This is a genomic window from Bartonella sp. CL70QHWL (assembly GCF_042194855.1).
Taxonomy (GTDB): Bacteria; Pseudomonadota; Alphaproteobacteria; order Rhizobiales; family Rhizobiaceae; genus Bartonella.
Genome location: NZ_JBHINJ010000001.1, coordinates 67,657 through 91,119 on the forward strand (window position 1 = coordinate 67,657; position 23,463 = coordinate 91,119).

At 38.4% G+C, this 23,463-nt stretch carries 19 protein-coding genes; 13 read left to right on the top strand and 6 right to left on the bottom strand.

Annotated elements, in window-relative coordinates:
- Positions 1-52: 52 nt before the first annotated feature.
- Positions 53-589: a GcrA family cell cycle regulator gene (locus ACFIJZ_RS00240; protein ID WP_273790264.1), complete on the top strand. Its 537-nt coding sequence runs from the start codon at positions 53-55 to the stop codon at positions 587-589.
- A gap of 912 nt (positions 590-1,501) precedes the next feature.
- Here ACFIJZ_RS00240 and ACFIJZ_RS00245 read toward each other — a convergent pair.
- The gene (locus tag ACFIJZ_RS00245; RefSeq protein WP_375630521.1) at positions 1,502-2,092 is read right to left on the bottom strand and encodes a Smr/MutS family protein; all 591 of its coding nucleotides are present in this window, start codon (positions 2,090-2,092) and stop codon (positions 1,502-1,504) included.
- A gap of 52 nt (positions 2,093-2,144) precedes the next feature.
- Positions 2,145-2,837 carry a Tim44/TimA family putative adaptor protein gene (locus tag ACFIJZ_RS00250; protein ID WP_375630523.1) on the bottom strand — a complete coding sequence of 231 codons (693 nt, stop codon included), beginning with the start codon at positions 2,835-2,837 and terminating at the stop codon, positions 2,145-2,147.
- A 174-nt stretch (positions 2,838-3,011) separates the two neighbouring features.
- On the opposite strand from ACFIJZ_RS00250, the gene ACFIJZ_RS00255 reads away from it, so the two are divergent.
- Both ACFIJZ_RS00255 and secB read left to right on the top strand, forming a co-directional pair.
- A complete protein-coding gene (locus ACFIJZ_RS00255) occupies positions 3,012-3,506 on the top strand; it encodes an FxsA family protein (RefSeq protein WP_375630525.1) in 495 nt (164 codons plus the stop codon).
- A gap of 143 nt (positions 3,507-3,649) precedes the next feature.
- The gene (gene secB, locus ACFIJZ_RS00260) at positions 3,650-4,126 is read left to right on the top strand and encodes a protein-export chaperone SecB (RefSeq protein ID WP_375630527.1); all 477 of its coding nucleotides are present in this window, start codon (positions 3,650-3,652) and stop codon (positions 4,124-4,126) included.
- Positions 4,127-4,193: 67 nt separating this feature from the next.
- Here the strand turns inward: secB and ACFIJZ_RS00265 are convergent, their stop codons facing one another.
- A complete protein-coding gene (locus ACFIJZ_RS00265; protein ID WP_375630529.1) occupies positions 4,194-6,494 on the bottom strand; it encodes an NADP-dependent malic enzyme in 2,301 nt (766 codons plus the stop codon).
- A 195-nt stretch (positions 6,495-6,689) separates the two neighbouring features.
- Here ACFIJZ_RS00265 and mutS point away from each other — a divergent pair, with 195 nt between their 5' ends.
- Positions 6,690-9,434, top strand: a complete 2,745-nt coding sequence (gene mutS, locus ACFIJZ_RS00270; RefSeq protein ID WP_375630531.1) for a DNA mismatch repair protein MutS — start codon at positions 6,690-6,692, stop codon at positions 9,432-9,434.
- A 1,036-nt stretch (positions 9,435-10,470) separates the two neighbouring features.
- Here the strand turns inward: mutS and ilvD are convergent.
- The 3 genes from ilvD to ACFIJZ_RS00285 all read right to left on the bottom strand — a co-directional run bounded on the left by ilvD (position 10,471) and on the right by ACFIJZ_RS00285 (position 14,012).
- Positions 10,471-12,309: a dihydroxy-acid dehydratase gene (gene ilvD / locus ACFIJZ_RS00275; RefSeq protein WP_375630533.1), complete on the bottom strand. Its 1,839-nt coding sequence runs from the start codon at positions 12,307-12,309 to the stop codon at positions 10,471-10,473.
- 993 nt (positions 12,310-13,302) lie between these two features.
- Positions 13,303-13,554 carry a DUF1150 domain-containing protein gene (locus tag ACFIJZ_RS00280; protein ID WP_012754519.1) on the bottom strand — a complete coding sequence of 84 codons (252 nt, stop codon included), beginning with the start codon at positions 13,552-13,554 and terminating at the stop codon, positions 13,303-13,305.
- A 26-nt stretch (positions 13,555-13,580) separates the two neighbouring features.
- Positions 13,581-14,012, bottom strand: coding sequence for an Hsp20 family protein (locus ACFIJZ_RS00285; protein WP_012754518.1), 432 nt, complete (start codon positions 14,010-14,012; stop codon positions 13,581-13,583).
- 120 nt (positions 14,013-14,132) lie between these two features.
- Here ACFIJZ_RS00285 and nth point away from each other — a divergent pair, with 120 nt between their 5' ends.
- The 9 genes from nth to ACFIJZ_RS00330 all read left to right on the top strand — a co-directional run bounded on the left by nth (position 14,133) and on the right by ACFIJZ_RS00330 (position 23,082).
- On the top strand, positions 14,133-14,873 hold the full coding sequence (gene nth / locus ACFIJZ_RS00290; RefSeq protein WP_375630535.1) for an endonuclease III: 741 nt from the start codon (positions 14,133-14,135) through the stop codon (positions 14,871-14,873).
- Positions 14,874-15,028: 155 nt separating this feature from the next.
- On the top strand, positions 15,029-15,232 hold the full coding sequence (gene rpmI, locus ACFIJZ_RS00295) for a 50S ribosomal protein L35 (RefSeq protein WP_183193590.1): 204 nt from the start codon (positions 15,029-15,031) through the stop codon (positions 15,230-15,232).
- Positions 15,233-15,265: 33 nt separating this feature from the next.
- On the top strand, positions 15,266-15,667 hold the full coding sequence (rplT, locus tag ACFIJZ_RS00300) for a 50S ribosomal protein L20 (protein WP_012754515.1): 402 nt from the start codon (positions 15,266-15,268) through the stop codon (positions 15,665-15,667).
- Between the two features lie 94 nt (positions 15,668-15,761).
- Entirely contained in the window at positions 15,762-16,838 is a 1,077-nt protein-coding gene (pheS, locus tag ACFIJZ_RS00305; RefSeq protein WP_375630537.1) for a phenylalanine--tRNA ligase subunit alpha, read from the top strand.
- 39 nt (positions 16,839-16,877) lie between these two features.
- Positions 16,878-19,292, top strand: a complete 2,415-nt coding sequence (gene pheT / locus ACFIJZ_RS00310) for a phenylalanine--tRNA ligase subunit beta (RefSeq protein WP_375630539.1) — start codon at positions 16,878-16,880, stop codon at positions 19,290-19,292.
- Between the two features lie 289 nt (positions 19,293-19,581).
- Positions 19,582-20,490, top strand: coding sequence for a metal ABC transporter substrate-binding protein (locus tag ACFIJZ_RS00315; protein ID WP_375630541.1), 909 nt, complete (start codon positions 19,582-19,584; stop codon positions 20,488-20,490).
- Entirely contained in the window at positions 20,487-21,317 is an 831-nt protein-coding gene (locus tag ACFIJZ_RS00320; protein ID WP_273790252.1) for a manganese/iron ABC transporter ATP-binding protein, read from the top strand. The genes ACFIJZ_RS00315 and ACFIJZ_RS00320 overlap by 4 nt, the downstream gene beginning before the upstream one ends.
- Positions 21,314-22,180 (top strand): metal ABC transporter permease, encoded by an 867-nt coding sequence (locus ACFIJZ_RS00325; RefSeq protein WP_273790251.1) that lies wholly within the window; start codon positions 21,314-21,316, stop codon positions 22,178-22,180. The genes ACFIJZ_RS00320 and ACFIJZ_RS00325 overlap by 4 nt, the downstream gene beginning before the upstream one ends.
- Entirely contained in the window at positions 22,177-23,082 is a 906-nt protein-coding gene (locus ACFIJZ_RS00330) for a metal ABC transporter permease (RefSeq protein WP_375630543.1), read from the top strand. Before ACFIJZ_RS00325 ends, ACFIJZ_RS00330 begins: the two co-directional genes overlap by 4 nt.
- The last annotated feature ends 381 nt before the right edge of the window (positions 23,083-23,463 follow it).

Sequence of the window (23,463 nt, forward strand, 5' to 3'; positions counted from 1 at the left end):
AGATGCAACGGGGGAGAGCATCTTAGTGACGTAATCGGAATGGAGTGCTGGTATGGGTTGGACATGTGAACGCGTTGAGCTTCTTAAAAAGCTTTGGAGTGAAGGATTAAGTGCAAGTCAAATTGCTGCTCAATTAGGTGGGGTCAGCAGAAATGCAGTCATCGGCAAAGTACATCGATTAAAGTTACCAGGACGTGGTAAGACAGCTCAAGGAAGCACGCGTGCGCAAAAAACTCCCGTGGGAAGCAGCAGCCCATCATCTCCACGTGTGCGTCGCAACACATCCACGGTATCGCCAATAAACACATCATCTGTAAGTATTGAAGAAACAGCTTTAAAGACAGAATTTGTAGTGGAAGATGTAAAAGAAGTTGATATGTCCACAAAATCCAATGTAGTGGTGCCTATATCACGTCAACTTAATCTTCTACAATTGAGTGAAAATACATGTAGATGGCCGGTTGGCGATCCATTATCAGCAGATTTTCATTTTTGTGGTGCAGATTCTGATGAAAGTAGCCCCTATTGTGCCTTTCATGCTAAGCTAGCATTTCAACCAATATCTGAAAGACGTCGGATAAGAGTGTAATATCCTCAATTGAATCTCGTATTTTACGTCTTCTGCGCTTCGTTATTAAATTTTAATTATCGAATTATTATGAGAACGAAATTTGATGGAGCTTTTAATGAATGAAAAAATTTCTTCATGAAATTATTCAACGAAACTGTATCTTTTGATGCTACTGCGCAGCTATGTGTTGTAAAGTTATATTCTTGTTTATTTTCACGATTCTCTTTAATTTAGTTGTACTGCTGTTAACACTATCCATAGCAATGTCTTTTGAATAATACAGTTCTCAATTTCTCATGTTTTTATTCTTCGTGTATTTAATAGAGTAATGCTGTGGTTTATAAAAATAATTTATCGCTTTGCAACCTGAATGAGATCCATCTATATCTCTCTCATTTTAAGTCCTCTTATATTGAATCGATCAAAATCTTTCGTTTGGGCGTCACGCGCGAGATGAGAACTGCGGAGAGTAAAAACACTTACAGAAAAGCATGCCTCTGTATAAACGCTTTAAAATACCAAGGACTTAAAGGGTTGTTGCAACATTGGGAGATGGTAAAGTGTATGATGATGCCAGCTTACTCTTTTACTAAGCATAAAGATAGGGGGGTGCTTCATGGATTTATCATTATACTCTTCACGGATACTGTCGCAAAATAAGCTTGAGAGCGTTGAAAGATGTTTCTTTAAAACAAGCCTGTGGATATATTCAATTCAATGTCGTTCTGTTTTGTGTGAGGGATGTGCCCCGTTAACGAATGCTATAAACAAAAGCGTGAAGCAATACGTAGAATGTAAAATAATATCTTTATAATTCTTTATAAAAAATTATAACGAAGGGAATATTGTATTCAAGGCTCTTACGAAATATACGAAAACAATAAATTATAAGTATAAATAAATATTAAACCTGAAACGACCATAATGACATCACATTCCTTCTCCCGACATAAAACGGCGCAACCAAACATAAAGCGCACCTTCTCCGCCATGCTGACGTGCTGCTTGCTCAAACGCGTGGACATAATATCGAAAAGCTGGTGTTGATAACCAATACGGAACAAATCTATATAAAGCTCCATCACTCCCAACGGATCGTCCTTTTCCTGTAATCACAAGGACATAACGCAATCCTCTCTGCTGAGAGGATTGTAGAAATTTTTTTAAGAAAAAATAAGCTTCTTCCTGTATATAACCATGAAGATCAAGACGCGCCTCAAGAGGATAACGACCTTGGGAAATTTTACGATATGCAACATGATCAAAGAAATGAATCTTTTGTGCTTGTATAACTGCCCTCTTTTCTCTTTTAATAATTGTCGAGGGTTGTTGATTTTCCTGAGACAATGAGGAGATTTGAGTTACAGGTTGATTTTTATCATTAATATTTGCAATAATTTCTGAAGTAGAAGAGAGCATCTTACCGTGAAGCGGTGTTATCGTACGACACACCATCTCCCATAAAAGGCGATCTTGTGAAGCCAATAAATCTCTTTTTTGTCTCCATTTACTTGAGGACATTTTAATTTCTCATAAATCATTGAATGCTTATGGAAGAAAAACAAAAAGTATTTTAATTTTCATTTTCTGTAGCAAAAAGCTTCCAGTTGGGATCTGACGATAAACTATTGCGAACAAAAGTCCAAATATCTCTGATTTCTACAATAGCATCAGGATCACCGTCTATACGCTCGCCCTGTTCATTATAAGTAACAGAAATCATCTCACTGACAATACGTATCGTTAAAAGTTCATCCTTTTCTTGTATTGCCGCCGCAATAAATTCGACCTTATTAATTCCAACAAAAGTGAATTCTATTCTTTCTTTATTTTTTTCTCGTTGCTCAATAGCCGTACAAAAACTCTCAAAAACATCCTGACAAAGCAAGCTTTTAAGCTGATTGCGATCACCTTTGGCAAAAGCTGTTACAATCATTTCATAAGCAATTTGCGCACCTTTTATAAAAAGTTGAGGAGAAAAATGAGAATCAATTCTATGCAATTCCCGCAAATTTTTATTCAAAAGACTCCCCTCCGGTGAAATTTTATCAATTTCACTAAAGTCGTCTTTTTGTGAATTTTTCTGATGAGGGAACGAAACAATATTATCAGCCGTTTCTGCTTCAACCTGTTTTTTAGAACGACGTGAATAAGGATCAAAGGGTGGCTTTTCAAACCCAATTCGTTTCCCTAATACATTACGGAGTTGCACAAAAATAACAACCATAACAACAAGAGCTATGACAAGTATAACGTCAAATTCCATAGGCGCTGTCAATCTCCAAAGCTTAAGTCTCTAATAAACATTGCAGTCAATACCATTTATCAATAAATATGTAAAATAAGGAATCTTATCATTCAAATATTTTTATAGATTTTGTATTTAAACGGAGTGCTCTTAAGAATTTCTCCCCCTACTCATCCAGAAGGAAATTTTCATGTGATAAAACTTTATTCTATAAATCCTCGTTTTTTTGTTGTTATCTTTCTTTGCATTCTTTTAATCGAGATTGCTGGTTTTATCTTTGTTGGTCAAGAAATTGGTATTTTGGCAACTTTGAGTTTGGTTATTCTCACAACCATAGTTGGGGTTGTTTTATTGCGAATTCAAGGGATTAGCCTTTTAAAAAATATACAAACTGAACTTGTCCAAGGACGCACATTAGAGAATAATATTATTAATGATGCTTTCATCATCTTTAGTGCAATTTTACTTATTCTTCCCGGCTTTGTAAGTGATTTCTTGGGAATATTACTTCTTATTAAACCAATTCGCTCTGTTGCTTGGCATTTCTTTATATCATTAAAAAACAAAATGAATCCCAATACTAAAAGAAAAAATGACTCTGAAAAAATAATTGATCTTAAAGCAGAAGATTACACAATTCATGATACGACAGAATCTCCATGGCGCAAAAATGATGATAACCATTGAAATGCCTAAAAAATCTGCAACAAACTAAAAAAATATTCAAGATAAAGAGCGCATTTCTTGCAACCTTTTGCAAGGCGTGATAACCAATCTGGTCTTTAGATCTAAAATAAATTATACATATTATAATAAGAGAGGTTCGTCGTATGGCCGAAGGTGAAATGAATAACAGTGGTGGAGAGCCGGTTTTTGCTGTATTAACTCAATATTTAAAAGATTTATCATTCGAAAATCCAGGTGCTCCTCGTTCATTGCGTGCACGTGAAAAATCACCACAAATTGATATCAATATTAACGTCAATGCTAACCCAATTGGTGATGACAATTATGATGTCGTTTTGTCTCTCTCCGTCAAAGCCAATGATGAAACTGAAACCTTATTTCATGTAGAATTGATTTACGGTGGTGTTTTTCACCTTAAAAACATTCCACAAGAACATGTTATGCCTCTGGTCTTTATTGAATGTCCCCGTCTTTTATTTCCATTTGCTCGCCAAATTATATCTGATGCTACTCAAAACGGTGGCTTTCCACCTTTGTGGATTGATCCTATTGATTTTGCAGCACTCTTCCAAAAGCGTCTTTCTGAAGAACAAAAAGACAGTCAAATACAGCCCTCTTAAAAAGTTTATTCTTTTGTTATTAAAAAGCCCCTTGATATATTCTTGGTATAGTAGGGGCTTTTTTCCTTTAGACGACTTTTGCGGCATGATAAGCCGCAAGCATTGCAATATTGACAACATCTGTATCGCTTCCACTAAATGGTACAATTTGGACAGATTTTTCCAATCCAATTAAAATAGGACCAATGATGGTTGCTTCACCAAGTTCTTGTAACATTTTGCTTGCAATGGAAGACGCGTGATATCCAGGCATAACCAAAATGTTAGCGGGCTCCGTTAATCCCATAAATGGATATTGCTGCATCAATTTGGAATTGAGTGCCACATCAGCACTCATTTCTCCATCAAACTCAAAGTCAACTTTGCGTTCATGCAAAATATTAATCGCATCCTGAATTTGCTGCGTCGTCTGCCCTTTCATATAAGCAAATGTAGAAAATGCTAAAAATGCTACCCGTGGTTGATATCCAAATCCTCGCACAAATGAAGCTGCTTGTTCCGCTATATCCGCAAGTTCTTCAGCATTAGGATTTTCATAAACGGCTGTATCCGTAATAAACACAATTCGTCCACGGCAAATAGCCATTGAAATACCAATCAATCGTTCTTTTGTTTTTTCATCAATTGCACGACGTATATCGATTAACGCTGTTTCATAATTGCGTGTCACCCCTGTAACCATTGCATCAGCATCTCCTAGTGCCACCATACACGCAGCAAAATAATTGCGATCATTATTGATACGATGATGACAATCACGCAACAGCCAGCCTTGACGCTGCATCTTTTTATAAAGATAATTCGCATAAGCATCTGTACGGCAAGAAAGCTTAGCATTCATAATAGAAATACCTTCACGCTCCAGATCAATTCCAGCGATAACAGCCGCTTCTCTTACTTGCTCTTCACGACCAACCAAAATCGCTTGTCCTAATTTTTGATGGACATAGGAAACGGCTGCCCGCATAACTTGCTCTTCTTCACCTTCTGCAAAGACAATTTGTTTTGGCGCTTGACGAACATGGTTATAAACCCCACGCATCATCGAGGAAGTAGGATCACGTCTCGCATTCAAATCGCGCTCATAGGCCTCTAAATCATCTATGTTCTTTTGCGCAACACCGCTTTCCATTGCTGCTTTTGCTACCGCTATTGAAACAACCGTAAATAAACGCGGATCAAAAGGAACAGGGATGATATAATTAGGACCAAATTTTAATCGCTTTCCATGATAAGCTTCTGCAACGCTGTCAGGCACTTCTTCATGCGCTAAATTAGCAAGAGCCTTTGCCGCAGCAATCTTCATGTCTTCATTAATAACTCTTGCACGCACATCAAGCGCACCACGAAATATATAAGGAAAACAGAGAACATTATTAATCTGATTTGGATAATCGGAACGTCCTGTTGCGATAATGGCATCATGACGCACTTGCATAACCTCTTCCGGCGTAATTTCTGGATCGGGATTAGCCATAGCAAAAATGATCGGCTGGGGTGCCATGGATCTTACCATTTCAGGAGTAAGAGCACCTTTAGCAGAAACCCCAAAAAATATATCTGCACCTTCCATTGCTTCCATAAGCGTACGTTTATCTGTTTGAATAGCATGCGCAGATTTCCACTGATTCATTCCCTCTTTGCGGCCTTCATAGACCACACCCTTTGTATCACATAATATGATATTTTCGGAACGAAAGCCCATCGCTTTAATCAGTTCAATACAAGCAATCCCTGCAGAACCAGCACCATTACAGACTAACCGCGTATTTTGCATATCGCGCCCTGTTAAAGTCAAAGCGTTGAGAACACCAGCAGCAACAATAATTGCTGTACCATGTTGATCGTCGTGAAAAACAGGTATATTCATTACCTCGCGTAGGCGGCTTTCAATCATAAAGCACTCTGGCGCCTTAATGTCTTCAAGATTAATTCCACCAAAAGAAGGTTCTAAATGGCGCACCAAATTGATAAAACTTTCTGTATCGTTTATATCAATTTCTAAATCAATGGAATCAATATCCGCAAAACGCTTAAACAGCACTGCTTTGCCTTCCATGACCGGCTTAGAGGCAAGTGCACCTAAATTGCCTAACCCTAAAATAGCTGTACCATTTGAAATAACAGCAACAAGATTGCCTTTTGCTGTATAATCATAAGCTAGCGCTGGATTTTGAGCAATTGCCTTAACTGGAACGGCAACACCTGGTGAATAAGCAAGTGCTAAATCATGCTGTGTTGCCATAGACTTTGTTGCAACAATCTCAAGCTTTCCTGGTCGACCACGACTATGAAAATCTAGAGCTTCTCTTTCGCTCGCACTGTAAACAGTTTGAGACATTTTCTGATCTTGCTCGCTCTTTTTCATCTCACTTTATTTTCTCCAAAAACAGTGTAAATTTTGCTTGATAATGCGTATAGTCATTAAATCTGATTCATATATTAGAAATCGCTATTCTTGCCTTAGCAAATCTGATGATGCGTTGCAATTTAGAGATAAATAGATATTGAAGTAAATAAAAAAGAGTAAAAACTTCACTTAAAGGAAACAGGCCTCGTACAAATGGATAAAAAAAACAATCATAAAAATAATTTAATTCCACAGCCTGCCTCCTCATCTGCTTCCTCTCAAGAACGTCTTACACCTATGATGGAGCAGTACATAGAAATCAAAGCCGTCCATCATGATTCCCTTCTCTTTTACCGAATGGGGGATTTTTATGAATTATTTTTTAATGATGCGATTGAAGCTGCTCAGGCTTTAGGAATCACACTCACAGCACGCGGAAAACATTTAGGACAAGATATTCCTATGTGCGGTGTTCCCGTTCATGCTGCTGATGATTATTTACAAAAACTGATTGCTTGTGGTTACCGAGTTGCTGTTTGTGAACAAATAGAAGATCCTGCTGAAGCAAAAAAACGTGGCTCAAAATCTGTTGTTCGGCGTGATGTTGTTCGCCTTGTAACACCTGGAACGATAACAGAAGAAAAACTCCTTGATCCAACACGCGCAAATTATTTGATGACACTTTCCCGTATAAAAACTAGCGATGGAGAGGAATTTGCTCTTTCTTGGATTGATATCTCAACAGGCATATTTCGTGTAACAGAAAGCCGCCAAGAAAAACTTTTAGCAGATATTATGCGTGTTGATCCACAAGAAATCATTGTTGCTGATTCATTTTTTCATGATAAATCTCACAAGTCACTTTTTAGTGTTCTTGATCGTATCGTTTCACCTCAACCTGCTTGTCTCTTTGATGCACTCACCGCTGAACGCGATATTTGCAATTATTTTAAACTCTCAACTCTTGAAGGCGTTGCCGATTATTCACGTTCCGAACTCTCTGCAATTGTAGCTGCTATTCGTTATATCGAAAAAACACAAATCACGCATCGCCCTCCCCTCATGCAGCCTGAGCGCCAAAATGAAAGTGCGACTCTTTTTATTGATGCCGCAACCAGATTAAGCCTTGAACTTATTCGTACGACATCAGGTCAACGGGATGGAAGTTTATTAAAAGCTATTGATCGCACTGTAACAGGAGGAGGATCACGCCTTCTTATTGACCGCCTTATTGCTCCCCTCACCACTCCTTCGGCTATTGATACGCGTTTGGATTCTATCGATTTTTTTCTACGTAATCCTTCTCTTGCAGAAGCGATAAAGCTTATTTTAAAGGGGGGACCAGATATGCCCCGCGCCGTTTCACGTTTGGCTCTTGGACGAGGAGGTCCCCGTGATATGGCGACAATCCAGCGTGGCTTTGAAATCATTCGTGAATTGCATCAACTTCTTGATAATGAGCTTCTGCCTCAAGAAATAAGTGATGTACAACAGGTGTTCTCAAAATTACCCACAGCGTTATACTTTCATTTAGAACAGGCATTAGCTGATGATCTCCCACTCCTTAAACGTGATGGTGGTTTTATTCGTTCTAATTATCATAAAGAGCTCGATGAAATGCGTGCTTTACGTGATGAATCTCGCCGTGTCATTGCTGAACTTCAAGCGCAATATGCCCAAGAAACAGATATTAAGACGCTTAAAATAAAGCATAATAATATTCTAGGTTATTTCATTGAAGTAACCAGCACACAAGCATCTTCCCTTACAAATAATCCACAAGCTAAAGCGCGTTTTATTCATCGGCAAACAATGGCAAACGCTATGCGTTTTACGACAACAGAGCTCGCTGACCTTGAAAGCCGTATTGCCCATGCTGCCAATCACGCATTGACACTTGAACTAGAGATTTTTGATATTCTCGTTCAGGAAATTACCGAACAAGTTGATTTTATTCGTAAAGCCTCTGAAGCACTTGCTATTTTAGATGTCTCTGTCGCTTTAGCATATCTTGCTGAAGAACAAGGATATTGCCGCCCTAAAATTGATCTTTCACTTACCTTTCATATTACAGCAGGACGCCATCCTGTCGTCGAGCAAGCACTCCGCAAACAAGCAGCAGAACCTTTTATTGCCAATAATTGTGATCTCTCTGTGCAAGAAAATCAGCAATATGCAGCAATCTGGCTGTTGACAGGGCCTAATATGGGAGGAAAATCAACTTTTTTGCGGCAAAATGCTCTTATTGCTATTATGGCGCAAATGGGGTCCTTCGTTCCAGCAACTTCAGCACATATTGGTGTCGTTGATCGCCTATTTAGTCGCGTTGGGGCTTCCGATGATCTTGCACGGGGGCGCTCAACCTTTATGATGGAAATGGTTGAAACAGCAACGATTCTCAATCATGCTAGCCACCATTCCCTTGTTATTCTTGATGAAATAGGACGTGGAACATCAACCTTTGATGGACTTTCTATTGCTTGGGCTGCTGTTGAATATCTCCATGAAGTTAACCATTGTCGTGCTATTCTTGCTACCCATTTTCATGAAATGACTGCACTTACCGAAAAACTTGACAGACTGCATAACGTAACCATGAAAGTCAAAAATTGGGATGGTGATGTAGTTTTTCTTCATGAGGTCACACCAGGAGCCGCTGACCGTTCCTATGGTGTACAAGTCGCAAAGCTTGCTGGACTTCCCCCAGCCGTTATTACACGAGCAACAGATGTACTCCATCAATTAGAACAAGGCGAAATGGCTGGAAAAGGACATAAACTCATTGATGATTTACCACTCTTTTCTCTTAAAGCAACATCTCCAGTCAATGAAGCAAAAAACAAACATTGTATACTTCACGAAGCTTTAAAAAATATTCATCCCGATGAACTCTCTCCTAAACAAGCTTTAGAAGCAATTTACCACCTCAAACAACTTGAAAAGAGTAACCCTTTATAGAAAACAGATGTTATTTTTTATTAAAAAACCTTCTTAATAGGAGATAACGTAACCATTTTTGATATACCACAGCATAAACAGTTATTTATCGTATTCCCATCGCTTTTCTACATAATATATTTTGTAAGTATAATTGCCTATAGAAGCAAAACCATATGCATTATATTTCATATTCCCTTAGATTAATATTGGCTCTTATACAAAAAATTGGTCAAGATCGACTATTTTTACAAGATAGTCGTTTTTTGTAAAGATTGTCATGAAATCTCCTCCACCTTGCAAATACGCCATATTTAGTGAATTATGCTTTTTCACGATCGATATTATTGTTATCATAGCAACATTTCTAGTTTAAAGCTGTTGGTGTTGGGATACCATCCCATTTTGCATAATAAATTCATGGATAATGGGTCTCGTATTTTCTTCACATTTTAAGCTATAAAGAGCTCTTTTACTGTTTTCATATGGAACATATAATCAGATATATCACAGCAGCATTTTATTTTCCTAAATATCCTTAAACTCCTTCTTACATCTCAAAGGATAAAGATTTTCATTCGAATCAAGTCTGCAAACAATCCAGATTCTAAGGAATTTATCTTGATTTCCTAGTCATGTGATTCACTTAAACTAAAAGCTTTACAAACAAGTCTAAGAATATTCACCACGCACTAAGAAACACTTAATATTTAAGGAGGATGCCGTATATCACAGTCCTAAATGACAGTGTTTTACGGTACAACAAGATAATGCCACCAGTACAATAAATATCTTCCATAAATATGAGAACAGGAAATTGTAATTTCGTATAAGATTGGAATATGATATGAAAAGTAATGATACTGTATCTATTATCTGTCTTACATAGCTGCTAAAATAAGCAATCCGCAGCTGCTTTTAGTTGTATTGATAGCTTTTTAATCATACTCATCCATGACTCGAAATATTCTGATAAGTTCATAAACTCATAAAATAATTAGCTCAGAATATCGTGCAAAAGATGCAAAAAATCAGAGTACTGTCTCTATTCAACTCATCAAATATTACGTACTGCACCTTTTGAAGCAGATGTAGTCATCGCTGCATAAGCTTTGAGAGCCTTTGAAACTTTACGCTGACGCTTCTCAATCGGTTGCCAAGCGCCTTTTCCTTTTGCTTCCATCTTAGCACGGCGCTGCTTCATCTCAACGTCATCCACCAACATATGAATTCTACGATTTGGAATATCAATTTCTATGATATCCCCTTCTTCCACTAACGCAATTTCTCCTCCTTCCGCAGCTTCTGGTGAAATATGTCCTATCGAAAGCCCTGAACTTCCCCCTGAAAAACGTCCATCTGTAACAAGTGCACAAACCTTGCCTAATCCTTTAGATTTGAGATAACTCGTTGGATAAAGCATTTCTTGCATTCCAGGTCCACCACGTGGACCTTCATAACGGATTAAAACAATTTCACCTGTTTTAATCTTATCAGTTAATATAGCTGAAACAGCTGAATCTTGGCTTTCAAAAATTCTTGCCGGACCTTTAAAAGTTAAAATTGATTGATCAACGCCTGCTGTTTTTACAATACAGCCATCTTTTGCAAGATTTCCATAAAGAACTGCCAATCCTCCATCTTGTGAATATGCATGTTCTCTATTGCGAATCACACCTTTTTCACGATCAAGATCAAGGGTCTCATAGCGACAAGATTGGCTAAAAGCTGTTTGTGTCGGAATACCACCTGGAGCAGCACGATAAAATGCACGAACTGTTGGCTCATTAGTTTGCTTTACATCCCAGCGGTAAAGAGCTTCTTTCATTGTTTTTGCATGAACCGTATAAGTTGATGTATCAATGAGTCCCGCCGCATCCAGTTCGCCTAAAAGCCCCATAATACCACCAGCGCGATGAACATCTTCCATATGTACATTTGCAACAGCAGGAGCAACCTTACATAAAACAGGAACACGACGTGAAAGATGATCAATATCCGTCATGGTAAAATCCACCTCACCTTCTTGCGCCGCGGCTAAAAGATGCAGTACTGTATTGGTTGATCCCCCCATGGCAATATCAACGGTCATTGCATTTTCAAAAGCCTTGCGTGAAGCAATAGAGCGTGGCAAAATTGTTTCATCATCATTTTCATAATAACGCTTAACCAATGCAACAATCTGTTTTCCAGCTTCTTCGAAAAGCATTCGTCGATCTGCATGTGTTGCTAACATTGATCCATTTCCGGGAAGAGAAAGCCCCAATGCTTCCGTTAAGCAATTCATGGAATTGGCCGTAAACATTCCTGAACAAGAACCACATGTAGGACAAGCTGCACGCTCCATTTCAGCAACTTCTTCTTCTGAATTTTGTTCTGAAGCTGCTGCAACCATGGCATCGACCAAATCAACCCTTAGATCTTGATCCTTCCATTTAATCTTACCTGCTTCCATAGGACCGCCAGAAACAAAGATTGTCGGAATATTCAACCGTAAAGCAGCCATTAACATACCAGGCGTAATTTTGTCACAATTAGAAATACAGACAAGTGCATCCGCACAATGTGCATTAACCATATACTCTACAGAATCAGCAATGATTTCACGTGAGGGCAAAGAATAGAGCATTCCATCGTGCCCCATCGCAATTCCATCATCTACAGCAATGGTATTAAATTCTTTCGCAACACCACCGGCAACAGCTATCTGTTGTGCGACTAATTGCCCAAGATCTTTTAAATGGACATGCCCTGGTACAAATTGTGTAAAAGAATTCGCAATCGCAATAATGGGTTTACCAAAATCAGTATCTTTCATCCCTGTTGCACGCCAAAGTCCGCGGGCTCCTGCCATATTACGCCCGTGGGTTGATATTCTTGAACGGTAAGAAGGCATTATTTTTTTCCCCTCAAATAATTCCATTTTGCTTGTTGTGCTGTAACTTCATTATAAAAACAAGAGCTTTAATATTCAAAAGAGCAAAATACCTCGTACTGAGGCATTTGAAGCACAAAATTAAAAGCCCTGTATAAACTTTTTCATAAAGCCTTTGTTTTTTTCTTACCTGTTAATCAACATCTAATCCCTGTGCAAGTCCACGTTTGAGACAAATATCAAAACGCTTCAGTGTGGAACGAACTGTTCCAGATTTTTGTATGCCAGATTTGGTCAGTATATTGCATCTATCTGTTTGCGTAATTTCTGGAACAAGAAGACAGCCTCATTTGGAAAGAATATAAAGGCATCGTGGTAAAAATCTATCATCTCCTTACAATTCAGCTTTACACCTTTCAAACGCATTCATAGAAATATCTTTTAAATAATTATGACGCATTATCTCATGCTTTTGTTTTTACACTCTTCAATAGAGCTACTCCCCTCAGGAAGAACAAAACACACCAAACAAAATACACTTGTATAGCCTTTATGTACTCATTTTAAAGAGACATCTTTCAATGTAACTCGAGCCCATTTCACGATAGCGCCCATGAATGGTATAACAGCCCTCGTGAATAATATAAATCTATAAGGGACATCTTCACACTTATGAAGAAGAAAACTGACACCATCATACATTTTTTCATCCCCATATTGTGAATGTCTTTGGTAATTGAGACAATTAAAAAGAGATATTTTTATTCCTTTCTTCAAGTGTTTTTATCCACATGGCTCTCCCTGCTTATGACATCAAGCAAGTGACTTTAATTGTTTCAATATAAGAAGATCTCAAATGAGAGAACCTTATGATATTCGGGACTCTCATTCCAGTTGTAAAAAATTAATTATGAATATAAATCAATACTTAATCTCATTATAACCCACATTACACCCTTTACGAAAAAACAGATAGAATTTATAAAAGAGTACAGCTTTTTCTCGTAAGGTAATCTAGTGCAGAGTTACAATTTGTAGTTCATGCTCATTGGCTCCAGCAAGAGCGATAGAACGCTCATCGGATAAAATGATAGGATAACCTGTTTCACCAAAGAGAGCCCATATCGTAATGCCTGGGGTCATCGGTGGAAGATCTGGAAAGTTTTTAGCCAGATCATCTGTACAAACTTTTTTTAAATAGGCAATCTGTCCCGCATCAGAGTAGGATGTGTTCTGAAACGACAAGTTTTGTTTATGTTCTCCCATTTCACTGTTCCTTTACGCCTTAACTTTTATGACTCACCACTACTGACTTTAATTGGAATCTGTTTTATTTCTTTTTTTAATTTTGGTTGATACAGATTAATTGATAAAAGACCATTTTTCAACTCCGCATTTGTAACATGCATCCCTTCCGCGAGAACAAAGGTTCGCTGGAATTGTCGCGCAGCTATACCGCGATATAAATATTGATGATTTTGGTTGTCTGTTTGTTTACCATGAATAACCAATTGATTATCATCAAGCAAAATATTAAGATGGTTAATCTTAAATCCAGCAACAGCCAAAGTTATCCGGATATGATTTGCATCATCATTTTTATGCAAACGTTCAATGTTATAGGCTGGGTAAGCCTCATCAGCTTTACCGATACGTTGCAATATTTTTTCTACGGTTTCAAACCCTAAAAGAAAGGGATTGGAGAAAGGCGTCACATGTGTCATTCATGAGTATCCTCTTTAAAACGGCTTTACTTGACCACACTCTATAAAAGTGTTCGCTGCATTTCTCTCATATGGCGAGCGTGAATGATAACTTCAAGAGAGAAGATTTAAGAGAGTTCAATGCCTCAACGTACCATAAAATTGTCAAAAGTGCGAAATTTATCTGGTATATTATATAATGAAAATGAAATTGCAGAAATATTTCGCCGTTTTTCTGTGCAACGCCCAGCGCCTAAGAGTGATCTTATCTATACAAATATTTTTACGCTTTTGGTTGCCGTTGTGCTTTCGGCTCAAGCGACAGATGTAAGCGTTAATAAAGCGACAAAAGAATTATTTCGCCTTGCTGATCAACCGGAAAAAATGGTTGCATTAGGAGAAGAAGAAATAGCACATCATATCCGTTCAATTGGTCTTTGGCGTGCAAAAGCACGTAATGTTTATGCGCTTTGCAACTATTTAATTGATTATTATGGCGGTCAAGTACCCGATACGCGTGAAGCACTCATGGCCCTTCCTGGAGTGGGGCGCAAAACGGCTAATGTGGTCTTGAATGTTGCTTTTTGTCAACCTACATTGGCAGTAGATACACATATTTTTCGCTTAAGCAATCGTCTTGGTTTAGCGCCTGGCAAAACACCAGAAATTGTTGAGAAAAAATTATTAAAGATTATACCGGTTCATTATATTCGCCATGCACATCATTGGCTGATTTTACATGGTCGCTATATTTGTCAAGCCCGTAAACCACAATGTACGCAATGCATTATTGCCGATTTATGTAAAGCAGCCATCAAAACAAATGCAATTCCAGCACCTTTAGTTGAGCTTCAAGGCAATGGAGCGCCGATTTTTTTGTAATACGGTCTTGCAATTTTGTGTATACTAGCTTATGAAAACGTCTTTAAGAGCCGCCCGGCAGGGCATGCCGTGGCTGTTTAAATGCTTGTTCAAGCGTTGGTCCGCTTGAGTGAATAAATTTTTTGATTGAATAAATTAATGTACGGAGTAGCAAAATGCCCAAGATGAAGACCAAATCATCCGCTAAAAAGCGGTTTAAAATCACTGCGTCAGGCAAAATTAAAGTAGCAGCTGCCGGTAAGCGCCACGGCATGATTAAGCGTTCGAATAAATTTATTCGCGATGCACGTGGAACAATGGTTTTGTGTGAACAAGATGCTAAAAAAGTCATTCAGCATTATTTGCCGAATGGTATTTAAACCTTACGCTTTTGATTTTGAGGAGATTATAATATGGCTCGTGTGAAAAGAGGTGTGACAGCACACGCTAAGCACAAAAAAGTTCTTAAACAGGCTGAAGGTTTTTACGGTCGTCGTAAAAATACCATTCGTGCAGCTAAAGCAGCGGTTGATCGTTCAAAGCAATACGCTTATCGTGATCGCAAAAATAGAAAACGTACTTTCCGTGCTTTGTGGATTCAGAGGATTAATGCGGCTGTTCGTGCAGAAGGTTTAACTTATGGACGTTTTATTGATGGCTTATCAAAAGCTGGTATTGAAGTTGATCGTAAAGTTCTTTCAGATATAGCAATCCACGAGGCGGAAGCATTTTCTGCTTTAGTAGCTTCGGCAAAAAAAGCTTTAGAATATTTAAAAGATACGACACCTAATGCTTTCGAAGGCGCTGTCAAATAAGCCAGTCGTGTTCTCTTAAAGCATTCATTTATTTGAGGTCCCGTGCTGGCTATTGCAAGTGCGGGTTTTTCTTTATTAAAAAATAGGCAAAAATATGAATGATATTGAGCGTCTGGAACAAGAAATTTGTTTAGCCTTAGAGGCAGCAGGTGATGAAAAAGCACTTGAAGAAGTGCGTATTGCAGCATTGGGTAAAAAAGGTAGTATCTCTGAAAAATTAAAAGAATTAGGAAAAATGGATGCTGGCGAGCGTCATAAAGTTGGACCAGTTCTTAATGGATTAAAAAATCGTATTTTAGAATTATGGGCGCAAAAGCGTGATCTTCTGAAAAGACAGGCAATGGATGCCCGTCTTTCTCGTGAAACAGTTGATGTTACCTTGCCTATTCGCTCTTCACCTATAGAACGGGGACGCATTCATCCTATTTCACAAGTGATTGAGGAAATTATTGCCATTTATACGAAGTTGGGTTTTTCTCTTGCAGAGGGACCTGATATTGAAACAGACTATTATAATTTTACGGCATTGAATTTTCCTGAAGGGCATCCAGCACGCGAAATGCATGATACCTTCTTTTTTGATGTTGATAAAATGGGAGAACGAAAATTATTGCGGACCCATACATCACCTGTACAAATTCGCACACTAGAAAGACAAAAAGCACCGATACGGATCATTATTCCTGGAAAAACTTACCGCATGGATTCGGATGCAACACATTCTCCCATGTTTCATCAGGTAGAAGGTCTTGTCATCGATAAAACCTCCACCATTGCCCATATGATGTGGCTACATGAAACCTTTTGTAAAGAATTTTTTGAAGTTCCCTCTGTAAAAATGCGTTTTCGTCCCTCTTTTTTCCCTTTTACCGAGCCATCTATGGAAGTGGATATTCAATGTGATCGTTCTGGTTCAGATGTAAAGTTCGGAGAAGGGCAGGACTGGTTGGAAATTTTAGGATGCGGAATGGTGCACCCTCATGTGTTGAAAAATGTTGGCTTAGATCCCGATGAATATCAAGGCTTTGCATGGGGAATGGGCATTGATCGTATTGCCATGTTGAAATACGGTATGCCTGATTTGCGGGCTTTTTTTGATGCTGATCTGCGTTGGTTAGACCACTATGGCTTTCGTTTCTTTGATATGCCTGCTTTTTTTCCTAATAGATAATGTGTGATCTTAGTCATCGCTTTCATGTGAGGTTTTAAAATGAAATTTACATTGTCGTGGTTAAAAGATCACTTAGAGACAAATGCATCTTTGGATGAAATTTGTGAGAAACTAACAGCTATCGGTCTTGAAGTTGACTCCGTTGATGATCGATCTTCTTTAAAAGGTTTTGTGATTGCAAAAGTTTTAACAGCAATAAAGCATCCTGATGCAGATAAACTCCAGATTCTGTCCGTCGATACAGGGACTTCCACACCTGTTCAAGTTGTCTGTGGAGCACCAAATGCGCGTGCAGGTCTTATTGGTGTTCTGGCACTACCAGGTACTTATATTCCAGGACTTGATGTAACATTATCTGTAGGAAAAATCCGTGGTGTTGAAAGTTTTGGGATGATGTGTTCACAAGCAGAGCTTGAATTATCGAATGAGCATGATGGGATTATTGAACTTCCAGAAGATAGTCCTATTGGAGGTTCATTTGCAGCTTATGCTGGTTTAGATGATCCGGTCATTGATATTGGTTTGACCCCTAATCGTTCCGATTGCACAGGTGTTCGTGGTATTGCCCGTGATCTTGCCGCTACAGGAATCGGACAATTAAAAGAATTGTCTTTACCAAAATTTGAGCCTTCCTTTGAAACACCTCTCAATGTTTCATTAGATTTTTCGCAAGATTCATCATTATGTTTAGGTTTTGCTTGGCGTGAAGTACGCAATGTTCAAAATGGCGAATCACCACAGTGGATGCAACAGCGTTTGAATGCAATTGGTTTGAGACCGATTAATGCGCTTGTTGATATGACCAATTACATCAGTTTTGACCTTGGTCGTCCACTCCATGTTTTTGATGCAGATAAAATTAAAGGTAATTTGTGTGTACGTTGTGCGCGTGAGGGAGAACAGCTTCAAGCACTGAACGGAAAAATCTATCATTTGGGCGCTAAGAATTGTGTCATTGCAGATGACGAGGGAGTTGTTTCGATTGCCGGTATCATGGGCGGAGAAAGAACGAGTTGTGATGAAACAACACATCGCGTTATTATTGAATCGGCGCTTTGGGATGCGCAAAGCATTGCACAAACAGGAAGAGCATTAGGTCTTATCAGTGATGCACGTTATCGATTTGAACGAGGTGTTGATCCGGCTTTTATAGAAACAGGGCTTGAGATTGCAACAGAATTGGTCTTGCATCTTTGTGGTGGTGAAGTATCTAAGAAGAGGATCGTTGGCTATCAGCAACAAGAAATCAAACAGATCGCTTTTCCTTTTTCTGAAATTAAACGTTTAACAAATTTGGAAATAGAGCCTGAAAAAATCATCTCTATTTTAACAAAACTTGGATTTTTTGTTGAAGGAAAAGGAGATATCGTTACGGTAAAAGTACCATCATGGCGCCCTGATATTATGGGTAAAGCCGATTTGGTGGAAGAGATCATGAGAATTTATGGGTTAGATAAAATTAAACCTATTCCTTTGGAAAACTTCGTAGAAGAAAAAGATCAGATTGTAACATGCGCACAAATTCGTTCACGTGCTACACGTTTGGCTTTAGTGCAACGCGGTATGAAAGAAGCGGTAACATGGTCTTTTATTTCTGAAAATCAAGCTCTTGCTTTTGGAGGAGGTCAAGAAGAGCTTAAATTGGTTAATCCTATTGCTGCTGATATGTCAATGATGCGTCCTTCCCTTTTACCTGGTTTGATTATGGCGGCACAAAGAAATGCTGATCGTGGTTTTTCCGATCTTGCTTTGTTTGAAGTTTCCAGTATTTATGAGGGCGACACCCCTGATAAACAACACCGTGTTGTTAGTGGGATTCGTCGCGGAACAGAGCAATTTAAAGGTGCTGGGCGCTTTTGGAATGGAAATGCAACCGTCGTTGATGTTTTTGATGCCAAAGCAGATGCTTTAGCTATTTTAGAAGCATGTGATATGGATATTGGGAAAGTGCAGATTGAAGTTGGAGCACCAGATTGGTATCATCCTGGTCGTTCAGGTGTCATAAAACTTGGATCAAAGATTATTCTTGGTTTTTTTGGTGTTTTTCATCCTGCTACATTAGAAAAGTTAGATGTCAGTGGCCCTTTATGCGGCTTTGAAATTTTTCTAGACCGAATTCCAGAATCAAAGAAAAAAACGACCAAAAGCCGTCCTCCTTTGAAACTCTCACCTTTTCAAATGGTGCGGCGTGATTTTGCCTTTATAGCGGATAAAACTGTTGCCTCTTCTCTTATTATTCGTGCGGCAAGTGGAGCCGATAAAAAACTTATTCATTCAGTGCAAGTTTTTGATGTTTTCGAAGATTTAAGCTTTGGTGAAGATAAAAAATCTGTTGCAATTGAAGTAACTATTCAGCCCATAGAACGGACTCTAACGGATGAAGATTTAGAAAAGCTTGCCTCAAAGATCGTGGATAATGTTACCAAAATGACAGGTGCATATTTACGCTACTGAGTATTCTCATTTTTTATGAGATATTTTACATGAAGTGGGAGCATCTTTGAGTGCTCCCTTTTTGTTTGGCATTCAAGAGCTATAGAACTTCTTGAAAGGGGACCTCCTTACCAAAACAAGCTGCTTAAATCATCAATTTTTTCAATATGAAAAAACTGTTTTTAAACATTTTGAAAAGTTATTTTTCTCTTAATCCTTCATTGCAAATGTAAAAGATAACTGCTATTGCTAAATGATAATGCAAATTATTTGCAATAAAAAGAAGGCATATAAAGGAAAGAGAGAATCAATGAACGTAAGAACGTTTTTCACCATAGTTTTTGGAAGTGTTATTTTTTTTACACCCAATTTTGCTTTGTGTGCTGGTAAATTTAAAGCTGTTACGACATTCACTATCATTGCTGATATGGCACGCAATGTAGCAGGTGATGCCGCTGATGTTGAATCCATTACAAAACCAGGTGCGGAAATTCATGAATATCAACCCACCCCACGCGATCTTATGCGTGCTCAGGGAGCTAACCTTGTATTGTGGAATGGTTTAGAGTTAGAGCTTTGGTTTGAAAAGTTTTTTCAAAATATCAAGGATGTTCCAAGTGTTGTTGTTTCAAAAGGTATTGTACCCATTAAAATTGGTGAGGGCCCCTTTAGCGGTAAACCTAATCCTCATGCGTGGATGTCACCGACCTCTGCTTTGATTTACGTTGATAATATTCGCGATGCTTTTGTAAAATATGATCCTGAACATTCTGAAATTTATAAACAGAATGCTGAAATTTATAAACAGAAAATTCGTGCAACGATTGATCCAATTAGGGCTGAATTAGAAGCTGTACCGCAAGACAAACGTTGGCTTGTGACAAGTGAGGGGGCTTTTAGCTATTTGGCGCGTGATTTTGATCTAAAAGAACTTTATTTATGGCCCATCAATGCTGACCAACAAGGAACACCACAGCAAGTCAAGCATGTTATTGATATGGTTCGCAAATACAATATTCATGCAGTTTTTTCTGAAAGCACTATTTCCCCTGCGCCTGCTAAGCAGGTTGCCAGAGAAACAGGGGCTAAATACGGTGGTGTTCTTTATGTTGATTCTTTAAGTGAGAAAAATGGTGAGGTACCCACTTATATTGATTTATTACGTGTCACGAGTGGGCGTATTAGCAATGCTTTAGTAGAGGGAGTAAAAAGCCAATGACGGAATGTGGAATATTTGCCCAAGGAGTAACGGTAACATATCGTAATGGACATACAGCTTTACGCGAAGTGAATTTTGAAAGTCCAAAGGGTTCTATTACGGCATTGGTTGGTGTTAATGGATCCGGTAAGTCAACGTTATTTAAAGCGATTATGGGGTTTGTACGCCCCTCAAAGGGAAAAATTCGCATGTTTGATTTACCTGTTGATATAGCTTTGAAAAAAAACCTCATTGCTTATGTTCCTCAAAGTGAAGATGTTGATTGGAATTTTCCTGTCTTGGTCGAAGATGTTGTATTGATGGGGCGGTATGGTCATATGAATTTCTTTCGCTATGCCCGTACACAAGATTATGAAGCCGTTCGTATTGCCTTAGAACGCGTTGATATGTTGGCTTTTGCCAAGCGCCAAATTGGAGAACTTTCTGGTGGACAGAAAAAGCGTGTTTTCCTAGCGCGCGCTCTTGCACAGAAAGCAAAAGCTATTTTATTAGATGAGCCGTTTACAGGGGTTGATGTTACAACAGAAGATAAAATCATTGCTTTGTTACAAGATCTTCGTAAAGAAGGAGCAGTGATCTTGGTTTCAACTCACAATTTGGGTTCTGTTCGCGAATTTTGTGATCATACAGTTTTAATAAAAGGGACCGTTTTAGCTTCTGGGTTAACAGAAAAAATCTTTACAAAGGAAAATCTGGAGAAAACTTTTGGAGGGTCTTTGCACCACCATATTTTTGATCTTCAAACCACAAAAAAAAATGATGTTTTCATGGGAAGAAAGCAGTCTGCCGTTTGTGAAGATATTGAAAGAGTGGAGCACGTTGCATGATTTCTTGGTTGCTTGAGCCACTGAGCTATCAATATATGGTGAATGCAATGTGGGTTTCTGGATTAGTTGGGTGTGTTTGTGCCTTTCTTTCGGCTTTTTTGATGTTAAAAGGTTGGTCATTGATTGGTGATGCACTTTCCCATTCGATTGTTCCTGGTGTAGCAGGAGCTTACCTTTTAGGGTTACCTTTTTCACTTGGCGCTTTTTTTTCTGGTGGTCTTGCAGCAGCAGCAATGCTCTTTTTTAACCACCGGACAAAGCTTAAAGAAGATACCATTATTGGGCTCATTTTTTCTTCCTTTTTTGCCTTTGGGTTGTTTCTCAAATCATTAAAACCAATGGCTGTTAATATTGATACGATTGTTTTGGGAAATATTTTAGCAGTTAGTTCAACAGATATTCTACAATTGGCTTTTATCGGCTTTGTTTCGTTGCTTATATTGCTTTTGAAATGGAAAGATCTTCTTGTTTCGTTATTTGATGAGACGCATGCGCATGCCATTGGATTAAACGTAAAATTTTTAAAGATTCTCTTTTTCACATTGCTTGCCGCTTGTACCGTTGCTGCGATGCAAACCGTTGGAGCGTTCTTAGTCATTTGTCTTGTTGTGACACCTGGGGCAACGGCCTATCTTTTAAGTGATCGTTTCGTGAACATCTTGGTTATTGCAGTTGTAATTGGAACCTTCACAAGTATCTTGGGTGTTTATGTGAGTTATTTTTTGAATGCACAAACGGGGGGGGTTGTTGTGCTTTTTCAAGCATCTTTATTTGTTTTAGCTTTTATTTTTGCTCCTAAACATGGGTTTATTGCCGCGCGCTTACGCATAAATGCAGCAAAAAAGGGTGTAATATTATCATGATTGATCAATTACTGCTTCCGTTTCAGTTTTCTTTTATGCTTAAGGGTATGCTTATTGTCATGATTCTTTCTATTCCCATGGCGATGCTTTCCTGTTTTCTTATTTTGAAAGGATGGGCGCTGTTAGGCGATGCCATTTCTCATGCAGTTTTTCCAGGTGTTGTTGTTGGTTATATGACAACACCATGGGTAATCGCATTTTTAACTTCTTTGCCATTTGCTTGGTTTCAGCATATGCGTCCAGAGAATATTACAATGACTTTGATTACTTGCGGTGCTTTTGTTGCAGGAATGGTGTGTGCACTATTAACGGGTTTTTTAGGGAGCAATAGCCGTATCAAACAGGATACGGTGATGGGCGTGGTCTTTTCTTCAATGTTTGGTTTAGGGCTTGTTTTAGCCACGTCTATTTATAGTAGCTTAGATTTGAATCATATTCTATTTGGTAATCTCTTGGGTGTTAACTGGCTTGATATAACGCAGACGGCAATCATTTCTGCTGTTGTCACTTTTATTTTAACAGCAAAATGGCGCGACTTTATGCTGTATATTTTTGACACAGTTCAAGGACGTGCAATGGGGTTACCAATATCTCTACTCCACTATACCCTTCTAACGATGATTTCTCTTACAATTGTTGCCGCTTTGAAAGCTGTCGGCATCGTGCTCGTTATTTCTTTACTGATAGCACCAGGAGCAATTGCCTATCTTGTCACAAAGCGGTTTTCTTTTATGTTAATGATCGCGATACTTGTTGCAGCTTTTTCTGGTTTTTTAGGGATTTATCTCAGCTTATTTATCGGCTCTGATTCTGCTTCCACAATTGTGTTGATCTTGACGTTGATTTTTATGGCTATTTTCATGATGATTTTCTTTCGTCGAAACACAGTTCAAGAAACTTGAAAGTGTTAAAATTCATGCATATCAGCCATGCATTTTTATATATTGTTTCTCATTTTTATTTTAATTAGAGTCTGGGGTGCTAGGTTGTTTTTCCTCCTAATATCTAGCAGATGAGTGCAGTACATTTTCTCCCCCCCAACACTGCATTCTTAATTAAGAGGCTGCATTGATTTCTTCTGCAGCCTTTTTATTTTTTTGTTTTTCTAAAATCTCTCCTCTTTTCTTGAAATCATTTAAAATGATTATCATATTGTGTAAGCTATTCGGTATTTTCAAGGAACTTATAACAGCAAAGACACTTACGCATGAAGGGGTAGAGCGTAATTGTGCACTCAGACATGTAAACAGAAAAAAACAGATACAATGTTTTTGTATAGGGTT